General features: G+C 71.7%; 13 protein-coding genes and 1 pseudogene. 6 read left to right on the forward strand and 8 right to left on the reverse strand.

Going from position 1 to position 13,854, the window contains the following annotated elements; translation table 11 throughout:
- The 3 genes and pseudogenes from cydD to ABD120_RS28680 all read right to left on the reverse strand — a co-directional run.
- A pseudogene (gene cydD, locus ABD120_RS28670) lies at positions 1–1,311 on the reverse strand (thiol reductant ABC exporter subunit CydD); the annotation flags it as partial.
- Between the two features lie 6 nt (positions 1,312–1,317).
- On the reverse strand, positions 1,318–2,049 hold the full coding sequence (locus ABD120_RS28675) for a cytochrome d ubiquinol oxidase subunit II (RefSeq protein WP_343953253.1): 732 nt from the start codon (positions 2,047–2,049) through the stop codon (positions 1,318–1,320).
- A gap of 8 nt (positions 2,050–2,057) precedes the next feature.
- Positions 2,058–3,227 (reverse strand): cytochrome ubiquinol oxidase subunit I, encoded by a 1,170-nt coding sequence (locus ABD120_RS28680; protein ID WP_343953254.1) that lies wholly within the window; start codon positions 3,225–3,227, stop codon positions 2,058–2,060.
- 94 nt (positions 3,228–3,321) lie between these two features.
- On the opposite strand from ABD120_RS28680, the gene ABD120_RS28685 reads away from it, so the two are divergent.
- Complete coding sequence (locus ABD120_RS28685) at positions 3,322–3,657, forward strand: helix-turn-helix transcriptional regulator (RefSeq protein WP_343953255.1); 336 nt, start codon at positions 3,322–3,324, stop codon at positions 3,655–3,657.
- On the opposite strand, the gene ABD120_RS28690 is transcribed toward ABD120_RS28685, so the two are convergent.
- Complete coding sequence (locus tag ABD120_RS28690) at positions 3,629–4,300, reverse strand: permease prefix domain 1-containing protein (protein ID WP_343953256.1); 672 nt, start codon at positions 4,298–4,300, stop codon at positions 3,629–3,631. The two genes, ABD120_RS28685 and ABD120_RS28690, sit on opposite strands and share 29 nt — an antisense overlap.
- Before the next feature lie 91 nt (positions 4,301–4,391).
- Here ABD120_RS28690 and ABD120_RS28695 point away from each other — a divergent pair, with 91 nt between their 5' ends.
- The gene (locus tag ABD120_RS28695) at positions 4,392–4,709 is read left to right on the forward strand and encodes an ArsR/SmtB family transcription factor (protein WP_343953257.1); all 318 of its coding nucleotides are present in this window, start codon (positions 4,392–4,394) and stop codon (positions 4,707–4,709) included.
- A complete protein-coding gene (locus tag ABD120_RS28700; protein ID WP_343953258.1) occupies positions 4,702–5,139 on the forward strand; it encodes an SRPBCC family protein in 438 nt (145 codons plus the stop codon). The genes ABD120_RS28695 and ABD120_RS28700 overlap by 8 nt, the downstream gene beginning before the upstream one ends.
- On the opposite strand, the gene ABD120_RS28705 is transcribed toward ABD120_RS28700, so the two are convergent.
- A complete protein-coding gene (locus tag ABD120_RS28705; RefSeq protein WP_343953259.1) occupies positions 5,122–6,525 on the reverse strand; it encodes a pentapeptide repeat-containing protein in 1,404 nt (467 codons plus the stop codon). The two genes, ABD120_RS28700 and ABD120_RS28705, sit on opposite strands and share 18 nt — an antisense overlap.
- Before the next feature lie 106 nt (positions 6,526–6,631).
- On the opposite strand from ABD120_RS28705, the gene ABD120_RS28710 reads away from it, so the two are divergent.
- On the forward strand, positions 6,632–8,311 hold the full coding sequence (locus tag ABD120_RS28710) for an ExeM/NucH family extracellular endonuclease (RefSeq protein ID WP_343953260.1): 1,680 nt from the start codon (positions 6,632–6,634) through the stop codon (positions 8,309–8,311).
- A gap of 117 nt (positions 8,312–8,428) precedes the next feature.
- Positions 8,429–8,803 carry a thioredoxin family protein gene (locus ABD120_RS28715; RefSeq protein WP_343953261.1) on the forward strand — a complete coding sequence of 125 codons (375 nt, stop codon included), beginning with the start codon at positions 8,429–8,431 and terminating at the stop codon, positions 8,801–8,803.
- A gap of 60 nt (positions 8,804–8,863) precedes the next feature.
- On the opposite strand, the gene ABD120_RS28720 is transcribed toward ABD120_RS28715, so the two are convergent.
- Genes ABD120_RS28720 through ABD120_RS28730 form a run of 3 tightly spaced genes read right to left on the reverse strand, consistent with a single transcriptional unit; the run spans position 8,864 to position 12,044 of the window.
- Positions 8,864–10,201: a class II 3-deoxy-7-phosphoheptulonate synthase gene (locus tag ABD120_RS28720; protein WP_343953262.1), complete on the reverse strand. Its 1,338-nt coding sequence runs from the start codon at positions 10,199–10,201 to the stop codon at positions 8,864–8,866.
- Between the two features lie 2 nt (positions 10,202–10,203).
- Positions 10,204–11,433, reverse strand: coding sequence for an FAD-dependent oxidoreductase (locus tag ABD120_RS28725; RefSeq protein ID WP_343953263.1), 1,230 nt, complete (start codon positions 11,431–11,433; stop codon positions 10,204–10,206).
- A gap of 53 nt (positions 11,434–11,486) precedes the next feature.
- On the reverse strand, positions 11,487–12,044 hold the full coding sequence (locus ABD120_RS28730) for a TetR/AcrR family transcriptional regulator (RefSeq protein WP_343953264.1): 558 nt from the start codon (positions 12,042–12,044) through the stop codon (positions 11,487–11,489).
- A 65-nt stretch (positions 12,045–12,109) separates the two neighbouring features.
- Here ABD120_RS28730 and ABD120_RS28735 point away from each other — a divergent pair, with 65 nt between their 5' ends.
- Positions 12,110–13,852, forward strand: a complete 1,743-nt coding sequence (locus ABD120_RS28735) for an ABC transporter ATP-binding protein (RefSeq protein WP_343953265.1) — start codon at positions 12,110–12,112, stop codon at positions 13,850–13,852.
- Positions 13,853–13,854: the final 2 nt, after the last annotated feature.

Genomic DNA, 13,854 nt, shown 5'->3' on the forward strand with positions numbered 1-13,854 from the left:
GGCCCGCCGTACGTCCTCCAGGGACGCCGACGGCCGGCCGAGCCGGATGTTGTCGGCGACCGACACCGCGAACAGGTGCGGCCGCTGCGGCACGAACGCCAGTTCGGCCCGCCAGCGCTCAAGGTCGGTGACCTCCTCGCCGTCGACGAGCACCCGTCCGGAGACGGGGGTGACGAAGCCGAGGATCAGGTGCAGCAGCGTGCTCTTGCCGCCGCCGCTCTCGCCGACCAGCGCCACCCGCTCGCCGGGCGCGATCGTGAGGGAGACGTCGGTGAGGGCGTCGGTGTCGCGGCCGGGGTAGCGGACGGTGACGTTCTCCAGCCGGATCTCCGGCGGGCGCGTGCCGTCGCGGCCCCGGCCGGAGGCAGCCTCGGGCGCGCCCTGCCCGTCGAGGACGGCGAAGGCCGCGTCCGCCGCCGCCACGCCCTCCATGGAGGCGTGGAAGCGGGTGCCCATCATCCGCAGCGGCAGGTACGCCTCCGGCGCCAGCAGCAGCACCAGCAGCGCGGTCTCCAGATCGAGGGTGCCGCCGAGCAGCCGCAGCCCGACGGGGACGGCGACCAGCGCCAGCGACAACGACGCGCACAACTCCAGCACCAGCGCCGACAGGAAGGCCACGCGCAGGGTGCGCATGGTGGCCCCCCGGTGGGCGTCGGCGACCTGCTCGATGACGCGGGCCTGGTGACGGGCCCGGCCGAAGGCGCGCAGCGTGGGCAGCCCGCGCACGACGTCGAGGAAGTGGCCGCCGAGCCGCGACAGCGCGTGGAACTGGCGCTCGGTGGCGGCCTTGGTGTGCATGCCGACCAGCGCCCCGAAGATCGGGATGAGCGGCACGGTGACCAGCACGATGACCGCGCTGGCCAGGTCGGCCGAGAACAGGCGGACGAGCACCGCGACCGGCACGACGGCGGCGACGGCCGCCGCGGGCAGGTAGCCCGTGAGATAGGGGTCGAGCCGGTCGAGCCCGCGTCCGGTGAGGGTGACGAGTTCGCCGGAGCGGTGGCCGGACAGCCGGGCGGGCCCGAGTTCGCCCAGCCTGCCGAGCAGCCGGTGGCGCAGCGCGCTCTTGACCCCGGTGGCGGTGCGCCCGGCGACGACGCCCTGGGTCCAGCCGAGGAGGGCGCGCAGCGCGACGACGGCCGCGAGGACGCCGAGGGCGGCGAGGGTGAAGCGGCCGGACAACACCCCGGCCAGGACTTCCGCCTGGACGAGGACGAGCAGTCCGGCGAGTACGGCGGCGGCCAGCGTGACCGCGAGGTGCCGCCGTACGGACTGCTCGGCCCGCATGAGCCGCAGGAGATCCTTGTGCACGGGTCCTCAGAAGAACGACGGTGTTCGGTCGGCGCGCCGGAAGGTGCGCCACACCCATACTTGCGCGCCCGCCATGACCGGCGCGAGCGGCAACACGATGAAACTGAGCACACTCAGGGTAGGCGAGGGCGCGGTGTTGTCGAGCATGTACGGCATGGCGCCGGCCAGCAGCCCCAGCGGGGGCAGGGCGGCGAGCGCGGCGGTGGCGAGGAGGGTGCGTGCCCTGCCGCCCGCGCGCCAGGCCAGGAAGGCGCGGCCGTGCAGGAGGAACAACCCGGCGACGGCCGCGCCGAGGAGCAGGCCGAGCGGGTGCAGCGGGGAGGCGGTGAAGCCGGTGGCGGCGCCGTACAGGGCCGGGCCCCAGCCGAAGGCGAGGGCGAGGGAGCCCGCCGAGACGAGCAGGTCCCAGAACGCGCGCCACCGGGGGCCGCCGATCCGGCGGCGGAACCACAGGCCCGCGTCGCGCACGATCCACGCCAGCAGCATCGTGACGACGATCGGGTACAGGCCGAACAGCGCCTTGCCCTCCAGGTGGGGGTAGACGCCGAACAGGGCTCCGGCGACCGCGACCAGCCACACCTCGTTGGCCAGCACGAACGGCGCCATCGCGGAGACCATCTCGTCGCGGCGCCCCTGCTTGCGGCCGAACATGAGCATGCCGACGCCGAGGTCGAAGCCCTCAAGGGCGAAGTAGCCCGCCAGCAGGGCGGCGAACAGGACGAACCAGATGAGTTCCATCGGGGCTCCTAGAGGCTCGCGGGCTGCGGGCGCGGGTCGGGGACGGCCGGTGCGCCGAGGTCGGGTTCCATGGGGCCGCGGCGGACGGCTCTGAGGATGAGGACGTAGTCGACGACGGCGAGCAGGCCGAGCACGCCGACGAAGCCGATCAGCGAGGCGGTGACCATGCCGGGCGTGAGGCCGGGTGACATGGCGTCGGCGACGGTGAGCCGTCCCGAGATCATCCAGGGCTGGCGGCCGACCTCGCGGGCGATCCAGCCGAGGATCGAGGCGATGAACGGCAGCGGGGTGAGCAGGATGACGATGGGGTGGGTCCAGCGCCATCGGGGCAGCCAGGCGATCAGCGGCAGCAGGACGACGGCGAGGACGAACATGAGCAGGCTGCCGATGAGGTCCATGAAGCCGAGCGCGGCGCCGGCGGTGGGGTTTCGGGAGAACTTGTCCGTGTCGATGGCGGAGAACTGGGCGTAGCCGAAGCCGACGACGGCGATGGAGCCGATGGCGGCGACCACGACGCCGGTGCGCATCGACTTGACGAAGAACTCGTGCTCGCGGGTGCGGCGCATGAGCCGGTAGGCACTGGCGGCGGCCATCACCAGCCCGCCCGCGACCATGGCGGCGCTCACGACGTGCGGCAGCGCGAACACCAGGGTCTCGTTGGTGAGCAGCGCGCCGAAGTCGACGAGTCGCATGCGCCCGTCGGCGACCACGGCTCCCGCCGGGTTCTGCAGGAAGGAGTTGGCGACCATGATGAAGAACGCGCTGGCGTAGGCGGTGAGCGTGACGAGCCAGACGCAGGCCAGGTGGAGGCGGCGCGGGAGCCGGTTCCATCCGAAGATCCACAGACCGAGGAAGGTGGACTCCAGGAAGAAGGCGATGAGCGTCTCCATCGCGAGGGGCGCGCCGAACACGTCGCCCGCGTAGTGGGACAGCCCGCTCCACGACAGCCCGAACTGGAATTCCATGACCAGCCCGCTCACGATGCCCAGAGCGTAGTTGATCACGTAGATCTGGCCCCAGAAGCGGGTCATCCGCTCGTGGAGCGGCTTGCCCGAGCGGACCCACAGGGTGTTCAGAACGGCGACGACCGGCGCCAGTCCCAGGGTCAGCACGACGAACAGGAAGTGCAGGCTGCCCGTGAGCGCGAACTGAAGGCGCGCGAGATCCAGTGCCTCCATGTCTCCCCAACCTTCTTTATAGTGTGTCTATCTACATATAGAGACACTACCTGTAGGCTGTCTACATGACGAACGGGAATCTAGGATTGGGCCCATGAATCCGGACGCGCTCCGCGGCCACATGGACGCCCTGCTGCTCTCGGTGCTGGAGAGCGAGCCGCTGCACGGCTACGCCATCATCGAGGCGCTGCAGGAACGCAGCGGGGGCGCGCTCAGCGTGCCCACGGGCACCGTCTACCCGGCCCTGCGGCGGCTGGAGCGCGTCGGCTACCTGACCAGCGAATGGGCCACCGTCGGAGGACGCAGGAGGCGCACCTACCGGCTCACCGACTCCGGCAGGCGGCAACTCGAGGGCGAGCGGTCCGCCTGGCGCGAGTTCACCTCCGCCATCGGCGGAGTGCTCAGGCCCGCCGCGCGGCGGGCCGAGTGACGCGCAGGCAGCTCACCGCGCCGAGGAGCTGCAACCCCGCCAGCGCGTACGTCGCCACCGCGACGACCAGGCCGGGCAGATAGGAGGCGAAGCCCTCCGGGCCGTGCGAGCCCAGTGAGAGCGCGGTGCCGAGCACCGCCGTCAGCGCCAGCATCGACAGCGCCGCGCCGCCCAGCGATCGCGTGACCAGCCGGGCCCGGCCGAGCAGCCGCGCCCCGCGCCCCAGCGCCAGCGCGGCGAGGCCGCCCGCGACGCCGATCGCGAGCTGCGCGTAGTCGAGGACTTTGGAGGCCACCGAGTACCAGCCGGGGGCCTGCGCCCACGCCGACTGGTCGGCGGGGAAGAAGTGCCACACGAAACCCCAGCACAGGGTGATCGCGGGCACGCTGACGAACAGCAGCACGCCGAGCCTGCGGCCGGCGTGCGCCTGGAGCTCGGCCTGGTAGCCGGGTGCGATCTCCTCGACCTCGCCGAACTCCAGCACGGCCAGCCGCTCGGCCTCGGCGCGGTCGAGACCCCCGTCCTCCATCGCGTCGGCCGCGTCCGTCAGGCTGTCGCGGGCCTCGACGACCAGGTCGCGCTTGAACCTCGCGGGGCCGGTCATGGCCCGCTCGAGTTCGGCCACGTAGTCGTCGATCCGCATGTGCCAAGTCTACGGACGCCGCCCCTCATGACCCCATCGGGGACATCCCGGAGATTGACACGTAGGATATTCCCTACGTATTGTGCGCGGCATGACCGACGTCTTCGGCGCCCTCGCCAGCCCCGCCCGGCGGCGCCTGCTCCGGCTGCTGCTCGACGAGGGCGAACTGCCCGCGGGCAGGCTGGCCGAGCGCTTCGACATGAGCCGCCCGAGCGTCTCCGAGCACCTGCGGGTCCTCAGGCAGGCCGGGCTGGTGACCGAGAGCCGCCGGGGCAGAGAACGGGTGTACCGGCTGGAGGCGGCGCCGCTGATGGAACTGAGCGACTGGCTCACGCCGTACGAACGGTTCTGGCGCGAACGGCTCATCGGGCTCGCCGGCGTCCTGGACGAGATGGAAGACGATGACTGAAGACCGCACCGCGATCCACCTGGACCAGTACCTCGCCCACCCGCCGGCCAAGGTGTGGCGGGCGCTCACCGAGCCCGAACTCGTGGCCAGGTGGCTGATGCCGAACACGTTCAAGCCCGAGGTCGGGCACGCCTTCACCTTCACCACCGACCCCGTGGCCGCCACGGGGTTCGACGGCGTCGTGCACTGCGAGGTCCTGGAACTGGAGCCGGAACGGCTGCTGCGCATCAGCTGGCGGGGCGGCTCGGCCGCCGACTGGACCGTGACCTGGCGCCTGGTGCCCGAGGGCAGGGGCACCAGGCTCCTGCTCGATCACGAGGGCTTCGACCCCGACGACCCGGCGCAGCAGCTCAGCAGGAAGATCATGGGCGGCGGCTGGCGCGGCCGGGTCATGGCCGGGATCGAGCGGACGCTAGCGGAACTGCACTGACTCCGGCGGGCGGGGCGCGGGCGGCGGGCTGCTTCGGCGGGTGGCGTGCGAGGCGGTGGCCACGAAGACCGCCCCCATGGCGATGGCGGCCAGTAACGTGAACCACACCACCGTGCGGCCCATCCGCAGGCCGTACCCCCACAGCAGCCACGACAGCGACAGCCACCAGCGGCGGGTGGCCATCCGTCGCATCTCCATCGCGCCGAAGGCGAAGTCGCTGGCGGTGTTGCGGTCGTCCATACACCGGTGCAACTCCGCGTACAGCGCGGCCAGGCGCTCGGCGTCGGCCTGCCCGGCGGCCGACTGCGGGCCGCCGTCCGGCGCGTGCTCGTGCAGGCCGTGCTCGTCGGCCAGCCAGCGCCGCCGCGTGAACCAGCGCAGCGGCGGCCAGTGCAGCCCGACCCGCACCCCGCGCGGCGTGAGCCCGAACGTGCAGTCCTTCAGCCGCAGCCCCGACGGATGGGCGAACCCGGCGAAACGGCAGCACGACAGGTCGAGCCCGGCCAGCGAGAGCTCCGGCGCGCGCACGTCGCGCAACGAGTGCAGCGCGGCCTGGCCGCGCCCGGTCACGCTGGCGGGGCCGTGCAGCACCGCCCCCTCCAGATCGGCCTGGGAGTCGGCGAGTTTGAGCAGCAGCCTGCCGGCGATCTCCGCCCGCCGGAAGTCGGCGCCGGAGCCGGTGACGCACACGTCGAGCCCGGCGTCCGCCCGCACCCGGGAGGCCGACAGCCGTCCGGTCATCGACAGGTAGGCGTTGCCGGCGAAGTGCGCGGTGTCGAAGCCCGCGCCCCCGCTGACCTTGCGGAACGACAGCGTACGGCCGAAGCGGGCGCCCCTGAAGCTCGTCGTCTCACCGAGCCGGGCGTCGTCGAAGACGGTGTAGCCGTCGAACCTGGCCCGCTCGCACGACAGCCCCCGCCCGAAGGCGGCCTGGCTGAACAACGCGTCGCGGGCGAGCACGGCCCGGTCGAGCGAGGCGTGCCCGCGCACGCCGACGCCGTGGAAGGACAGCTCGCGGGCGAAGACGGCGCCCGCGAGCGAGACGTTGCCCTCGAAGCGGGCGCCGAAGAAGGAGGCGAGCCGGTCGAAGCGGGCGCCGTCGAGGGAGACGTCGCCGAGAAAGCTCACGCCGCCGAAGCGGGCGTCGGCGGTGAACCTGGCCCGGTCGAGCCTGGTACGTCCGGGACGGCTGCCGGTGGCCGCCAGGACCTGCGTGAGCAGGTCGTCGTCGAGCGTGGTGCCGCGCAGGTCGACCAGGCGGCCGGGGGCGAAGGTACGCAGGATCTCCGCGCGCTGGGCGGGAGACTGGTGGTAGAGGCAGAGACCGGAGGGCCGGTAGGCCAAGCCGGTACAAGCAGGAGCCTGTGTGCAGGTGACCCAGTCCATGCACTGGTCATACCCCACGCCGGAGAGTGTCAAGGTTAGATGATTTAACGCTCTGTCCACATTCATGTCGAAAAATGCGAGCACAACAGCCCGTAAAGTGCGCGTCATGCGCGTTTTATCCCGAGCGGCCTTCGGCGCCGTGGCCGTCCTCGCCCTGACGGCCACCCCGGCGCTCGCGGTGAGCCCCGTGCCCGCCGCCTGCGACACACCGCCGACCCATCAGATCGCCCAGGTGCAGGGCAGCGGTGACGCCAGCCCCCTCGCCGGGCAGACCGTCACCGTCGAAGGCGTCGTCACCGGCGACTTCCAGAACGCCGACCAGCTCAACGGGTTCTTCCTCCAGGACCCGACCCCCGACGCCGACCCGGCCACCGCGGAGGGCCTGTTCGCCTTCGCCCGAGCCACGTTCAAGGATGTCAAGGCCGGTGACCGGGTGCTCGTCACCGGCAGGGTGATCGAGTTCAACGGCTGGACGGAGCTGTCGCCGGTCACCGCCGTCGAGGTGTGCGGCACCGGGACGGTCGCGGCGACGCCGTACCGGCTGCCGAGCGACGGCCTGGAGCACGTCGAGAACATGCTCCTCACCTTCCCCGGCCCGCTGACCGTCACCGACCACTACAACCTCGGCCGGTTCGGCGAGATGACCGTCGCGGCGGGCGGGCGCCTCTTCCAGCCCACCGACCGGCCAGGCGTGGACCCCGCCGCCGACGCACGCCGCACCCTGCTCCTCGACGACGGCTCGACCCGCGAGAACCCGGCCGCGCTGCCGCCGGTCGTGCGTGCGGGCGACCACGTCGTGGAGGCCACCGGGGTGCTCGGCTACGGCTTCGGCAAGTACCGCCTGCAGCCCACCGAGCCGCTCAGGACCGCCTCCGCCAACCCGCGCCCGGCCCGGCCCGAGCGCGTCGGCGGCGACGTCCGCGTCGCGGGCATGAACACGCTCAACTGGTTCACCACCCTCGGCTCGCGCGGTGCGAGCAACGCCGCCGAGCAGGAGCGCCAGCTCGCCAAGCTGGTGGCCGCGCTCAAGGGCCTGGACGCCGACGCCGTCGGCCTCATGGAGGTCGAGAACAACGGCCAGACCGCCCTGCGGGCCCTGGTGGACGCGCTCAACGCCGAGGTCGGCGCGGGCACGTACGCGGCGCTGACGCACCCGTACCCGGGCACCGACCAGATCCAGGTCGCGATCGTCTACAAGCCGCGCGTCCTGCGGCCGGTCGGCGCGGCCGCCTCCTCGCAGGACCCGGTCTTCAGCCGTCCGCCGCTGGTCCAGACCTTCCGCCCGGCCGGGGGCGGGCAGGAGGTCACGATGATCGTGAACCACTTCAAGTCGAAGGGCAGCTGCCCCGCGAGCGGCCCGGACGCCGACCAGGGCGACGGCCAGGGCTGCTGGAACCCGACCCGGGTGAAGCAGGCGCAGGCCGTGCTCGCGCTGGCGGGCAGCCGGCCGAACCCGCTCGTGCTCGGCGACCTCAACGCCTACGGCGAGGAGGACCCGATCGACGCCTTCCAGGCGGGCGGCTTCACCAGCCTCACCAAGCGCTTCGTCCCCGCCGCGCAGCGCTACAGCTACGTCTTCGAGGGCCGGTCCGGCGAACTCGACCACGCGCTGGCGGGCCGTAAGCTGGCCAAGCGGGTGACGGGCGCGACGATCTGGCACATCAACGCCGACGAACCGCGCATCCTCGACTACAACACGGAGTACAACCCGCCCCACCTGTACCGGCCCGACGCCTACCGCGCCTCCGACCACGACCCCGTTCTGATCGGCCTCTCGCTCCGCTGAGCCGCCGCCCTCCCGCCCCGAAAGGGGCGGGAGGGCCCAGGATACGGAATGTCGCCCGGGGGTAGATGGTTGAACATCGGTGCATCATCTGACGACGACGACTGACGAGGAGCCCTGGTGGCGACCATCGAAGTAACCGAGAACAACTTCAACGACATCGCCGACACGGGGATCGTCCTGCTCGACTTCTGGGCCGCGTGGTGCGGGCCGTGCCGCACGTTCGGGCCGATCTTCGAGAAGTCGTCGGAGAAGCACGCCGACATCACCTTCGGCAAGATCGACACCGAGGCGCAGCCCGGCCTCGCGCAGGGCTTCGAGATCTCCTCGATCCCGACGATCATGGCCATCCGCGACGGCATCGTCGTCTTCGCCCAGCCCGGCGCCCTGCCCGCGCCCGCGCTGGAGGACCTGATCGGCCAGGTGCGCGCCCTCGACATGGACTCCATCCGCGCCGAGCTGGCCGAGGAGCTGAACAAGGCCGACCAGAACTGAGCCGCGCGGCGGAAAGGGACCCGGCCCCCATGGGGCGGGTCCCTTCGCGTATGAGCGGGCTCAGGCCGAGCGGTAGAGCTCGGCCACCCGGAAGGCCAGGTCGAGCGACTGCCCCCGGTTGAGGCGCGGGTCGCAGGCCGTCTCGTAGCGCAGCGCGAGGTCGTCCTCGACGATCTCGCTGCCGCCGCCCACGCACTCGGTCACGTCGTCGCCGGTGAACTCGATGTGGATGCCGCCCGGGTGGGTACCGAGCGCGCGGTGCACCTCGAAGAAGCCCGCGACCTCGTCGAGCACGTCGTCGAGGCGGCGGGTCTTGTGGCCGCTCGGCGCCTCGAAGGTGTTGCCGTGCATCGGGTCGCAGATCCACGCCACCTGGGCGCCGGAGGCGGTGATCTCCTTGACCAGCGGCGGCAGCAGCTCGCGGATCTTGGCGGCGCCCATGCGGGTGATGAACGACAGCCTGCCCGGCTCGTTGTGCGGGTTGAGCCGCTCGATCAGCGTGAGCGCGTCGTCCGGCGTGGTGGTCGGGCCGAGCTTGACCCCGATCGGGTTGCGGATGCGGGAGAAGAACTCCACGTGGGCGCCGTCGAGCTGGCGGGTGCGCTCGCCGATCCAGACCATGTGAGCGGACACGTCGTACGGCTGGTTCGTACGCGAGTCGATCCGGGTGAGCGCCTGGTCGTAGTCGAGGATCAGCGACTCGTGCGAGGAGTAGAACTCGACCGTGTGGAACTCCTCCGGGTCGGCGCCGCAGGCCCGCATGAACGCGAGCGCCTGGTCGATCTCCCTGGCCAGCTGCTCGTAGCGGCGGCCCGCGGGCGACTCGGCGACGAAGTCCTGGTTCCACGCGTGCACCTGGCGCAGGTCGGCGTAGCCGCCCTTGGTGAAGGCGCGGGCCAGGTTGAGCGTGACCGCCGAGGAGTGGTACGCCTTGAGCAGCCGCCACGGGTCGGGCACCCGCGACTCCTCGGTGAACTCGAAGCCGTTGACCATGTCGCCCCGGTAGGCGGGCAGCGTCACTCCGTCGCGGGTCTCGGTGCCCTTCGAACGCGGCTTGGCGAACTGCCCGGCCAGCCGGCCGATCTTCACGACCGGGACCCTGCCCGCGTACGTGAGGACGATCGCCATCTGCAGCAGGGTCTTGAGCTTGTTGCGCACGTTGTCGGCGGTGGCGCCCGCGAAGGTCTCCGCGCAGTCACCGCCCTGGAGGACGAAGGCCTCACCCCGGGCCACGGCGGCCAGCTGGTCCTTCAGCTGGTCGCACTCCCCGGCGAAGACGAGAGGCGGCAGGGTGCCGAGCTCGGCGACGACCTTGTCCAGCTCGGCGTGGTCGGGCCAGTCAGGCTGCTGGGCGGCGGGTAGCGACCGCCAGGATTCGAGGTTGCTCAGAGCGCTCACGATTAACGAGGGTATTCCACTTCGGTCCGCACGCCGACCCCCGGCATGGTACGGACGTGCTCGGGTCGCACCCCCAGCCCGATGAAGCGGCGCGCGAGCGCCCTCGGCAGCGGCAGCCGGGTGAGGTCACGGGTGTGTCCAGGCGTGCGCAGGCGGCCGCTGAGGGCGGGCACGATGAGACGGTCCTGGGCCACCCGCTGGGCGAGCTGGGTCAGCCACGTGGGCAGCATGCGCCGCTTCTGCACCAGGCGCAGCGCCGACTCGGGGACGGGCGCGCCGGAGAGGAGCGGGCCCGTCAGCAGGTTCGCGGCGGCGACCGCGTCCTGCACGGCGAGGTTGATGCCGACCCCGAACACCGGCGACATCGCGTGCGCGGCGTCCCCGATGAACAGCAGGCCGGGCAGGTGCCAGCGGCGCAGCCGGTTCTGGACCACGGTGAGCATGCTGACGTCGTCGTAGCCGCGTAGGAGGGCGACCCGCTCGCCGAGGAACGGCAGCAGCCGCGACACCGGCTCGCGCAGGGCGTCGATGCCGCCGGCCCGCAGCAGGTCGTAGCCGCCCTTCGGGATGGCGTAGGCGAGCTGCCAGTAGTCGCCCCGGTCGAGGGCCACCATCAGGTGCCGCTGCGACACCCGCAGGAACGCCGCCACGGGGTCGCCCTCGACGCGCGGCAGCCGGAACCACAGCACGTCCATGGGGGCGCCGAACTCCTTGGGCACCAGTCCGGCGGCGGCCCGCAGCGTGGAACCCCTGCCGTCGGCCGCCACGGTGAGCCGGGCCCGCAACTCGTGCTCGCCGGAGGCGTCGCGGTACCTCAGCCCGCGCACGACGCCGTCCTCGCGGATCAGGCCGCACGCCTCGGAGTTCATGAGCAGGTGGAAGTTGGGATACCGGGCGGCGGCCCCGGTCAGCAGATCGAGGAAGTCCCACTGTGGGACGAAGGCGATGAAGTCGTATTTGCCCTTCAGCCCGCGCAGCGAGGCGATCGGCACGACGCCCCGGTCGGTGACCATCGACAGGCCGTACGACTTGCGGTGGGGCAGTTTCAGGAACTTCCGCGCCAGGCCGAGCTCGTCGAGCACCTGGAGGGTGGAGGGGTGAATGGTGTCGCCTCTGAAGTCGCGCAGGAAGTCGGCGTGTTTCTCCAGCAGCGTGACCTCGACGCCCGACCTGGCCAGCAACAGGGCCAGCATGGCACCCGCCGGTCCGCCACCCGCGATGACGCAGTCCATAATTCATCACCCAATGAATAGGATCGCACACGCCCGCCGATCCGCAAAGGCCGTCAGGGGGCCAGTATCTTGCGCAGCGAGCGCAGGCACAGGGTCAGCGCGTCGTGCTTGGGGGCCTCGTCCTCCCTGACGTGCTGCCATCCCGCGTACATCAGCGTCCAGAGCACCTGGTGCACCCATGAGGCGGGCATCGCGGGGTCGATCGAGCCCTCGCGGTGCGCGCGCGAGATCAGCTTCGCGACCATGCGGTCGGACTCGCTCTCCTCCTCCCACTCCGGCGAGGTCAGCGTCGGTTCCATGAAGGCGAGCATGAGGTAGTCGCCGAGCTCGAAGTACTCCTGGCAGAGCCGGTCCAGCGCGGCCAGGGCCGGGCCCTCCTCCGGCCGCGCCTTCAGGGTGGCGGCGCCGATCTTGTCGAGGACGTCCTGGCCCATGGCGGTCAGCAGGGCCGAGCGCTCGGGGAAGTAGCGGTGGATGGTCGTGCGGCCGACCCCGGCCGAGGCGGCCACGTCGCTGAGGGACGCGCTGGGGTTCTTGATGAGGGTGGCGAAGGCGGCGTCGAGGATGGCCCGCCGGGTCCGCGCCCGCAATCCGGTGTCGGCGACAGTCATGGGTCGAAGCTATCACCGACGAAAACGATTTGCCCACAACGGAACAATCGTGTTCCACTATAGGCATGAGCGATCCGAAAAAGTTCCCCAGGCTCCGAATACTGTGGTCGTTCGCCAGGCCGCACAAGGTCAAGCTCCTCGTCGGGCTGCTGCTCGCCCTGCTGGGCTCGGGGCTCAGCCTCGCGACGCCGATGGTGACCAAGTGGGTCCTCGACACGCTGAACGCCTCGGCCTCGCTCGCCGGGCCGGTCGGCGCCCTGCTGGGCCTGCTCGTGGCCGGTGTGGTCCTGTTCACCGTCCAGTGGATCATGCTGGGCAAGGTGGGCGAGGAAGTCGTGCTGGGCGCTCGCGTGTCCGTCGTGCGGCGGCTGCTGAGGGCGACCGTGCCCGCGGTGACCAAGCGGTCGACCGGTGAGCTGGTCACCCGGGTGACCTCCGACACCGTGCTCCTGCGCGAGGCGGCCTCCTCCAGCGTCATCGGCCTGTTCAACGGCGTCGTCATGCTGGTCGGGACCCTGGTGATGATGGGCGTGCTCGACATGGTGCTGCTCGGCACCACCGTCGGCGCGGTGGTCGTGGTGGCCGTCCTGTTCATGACGCTGATGCCCGGCATCGCCAAGGCGCAGGAACGCGCCCAGGAGCACGTCGGCCGGCTCGGCGGCCTGCTCGAAGGCACCCTGCGGGCCATCAAGACGGTCAAGGTGAGCCGGGCGGAGGAACGTCAGGCCGAGCGCATCATCGCCGACGCCCGCGCCTCGGCCGCCCACGCCGTGCGCGCCGTCCGCCACGAGGCGGTCGCGTGGACCATCGCCTGGGCCGGAATCCAGCTCGCCATCATCATGGTCCTCGGTATCGGCGCCTGGCGGGTCGGCCTCGGCCTGCTGGAGGTCTCCAGCCTCATCGCCTTCCTCCTGTACGCGTTCGCGCTCATGGAGCCCGTCACCGAGCTGAGCCAGAACGTCACCGCCCTGCAGTCCGGTATGGCCGCCGCCGAGCGCATCCGCAGCCTCGACGAACTGGAGCAGGAGACCGGCGGCACCGAGGGTGCGGCGAGCGCCCGCCCCGGCACGGACGGGCCGATCCTGGAACTGCGCGGTGTCACCGCCGCGTACGCGCCCGGTGCGGAACCCGCCCTGCGCGGCGTGGACCTCGCCGTCCCCCGCCTCGGCCACACCGCCATCGTCGGACCCTCCGGCGCGGGCAAGACCACTGTCCTCTCCCTGCTGCTGCGCTTCCTGCAGCCGCAGGACGGCGAGATCCTCATGGACGGGGTGCCGTACCGGGAGTACTCGCACGACGCCGTCAGGCGGCGGCTGGCCTACGTCGAGCAGGACACCCCGATCATCCCGGGCACCGTCCGCGAGAACCTCCTGCTCTCCCACTCGGAGGCCACGGAGGAGGAGCTGAAGCGGGTCATGGAGGAGGTCAGGCTCGGCGAGATCGAGGACCGGCTGGACTCGGAGCTGTCGGCGACCTCGGTCTCCGGCGGCCAGCGGCAGCGGATCGCGCTGGCCAGAGCGCTGCTGCGGACCCCCGACGTGCTGCTGCTCGACGAGGCCACCGCCCAGCTCGACGGGCTCACCGAGGCCGCCGTGCACGACTGCATCGCCGACCGGTCCCGCAAGGGGGCGGTCGTCACCATCGCGCACCGGCTGTCCACCGTGATCGACGCCGACACCATCATCGTGATGGAGGACGGCGGGATCCGCGCCAGGGGCACCCACGAGGAGCTGATGGCCTCGGACGAGCTGTACCGCCGCCTGGTCGAGGCCCTCAGCCTGGCGGAGGCCGCCCCTGCCGCGGCCTGAGC

It is taken from the genome of Nonomuraea longicatena (genome assembly GCF_039525605.1).
GTDB lineage: Bacteria > Actinomycetota > Actinomycetes > Streptosporangiales > Streptosporangiaceae > Nonomuraea > Nonomuraea longicatena.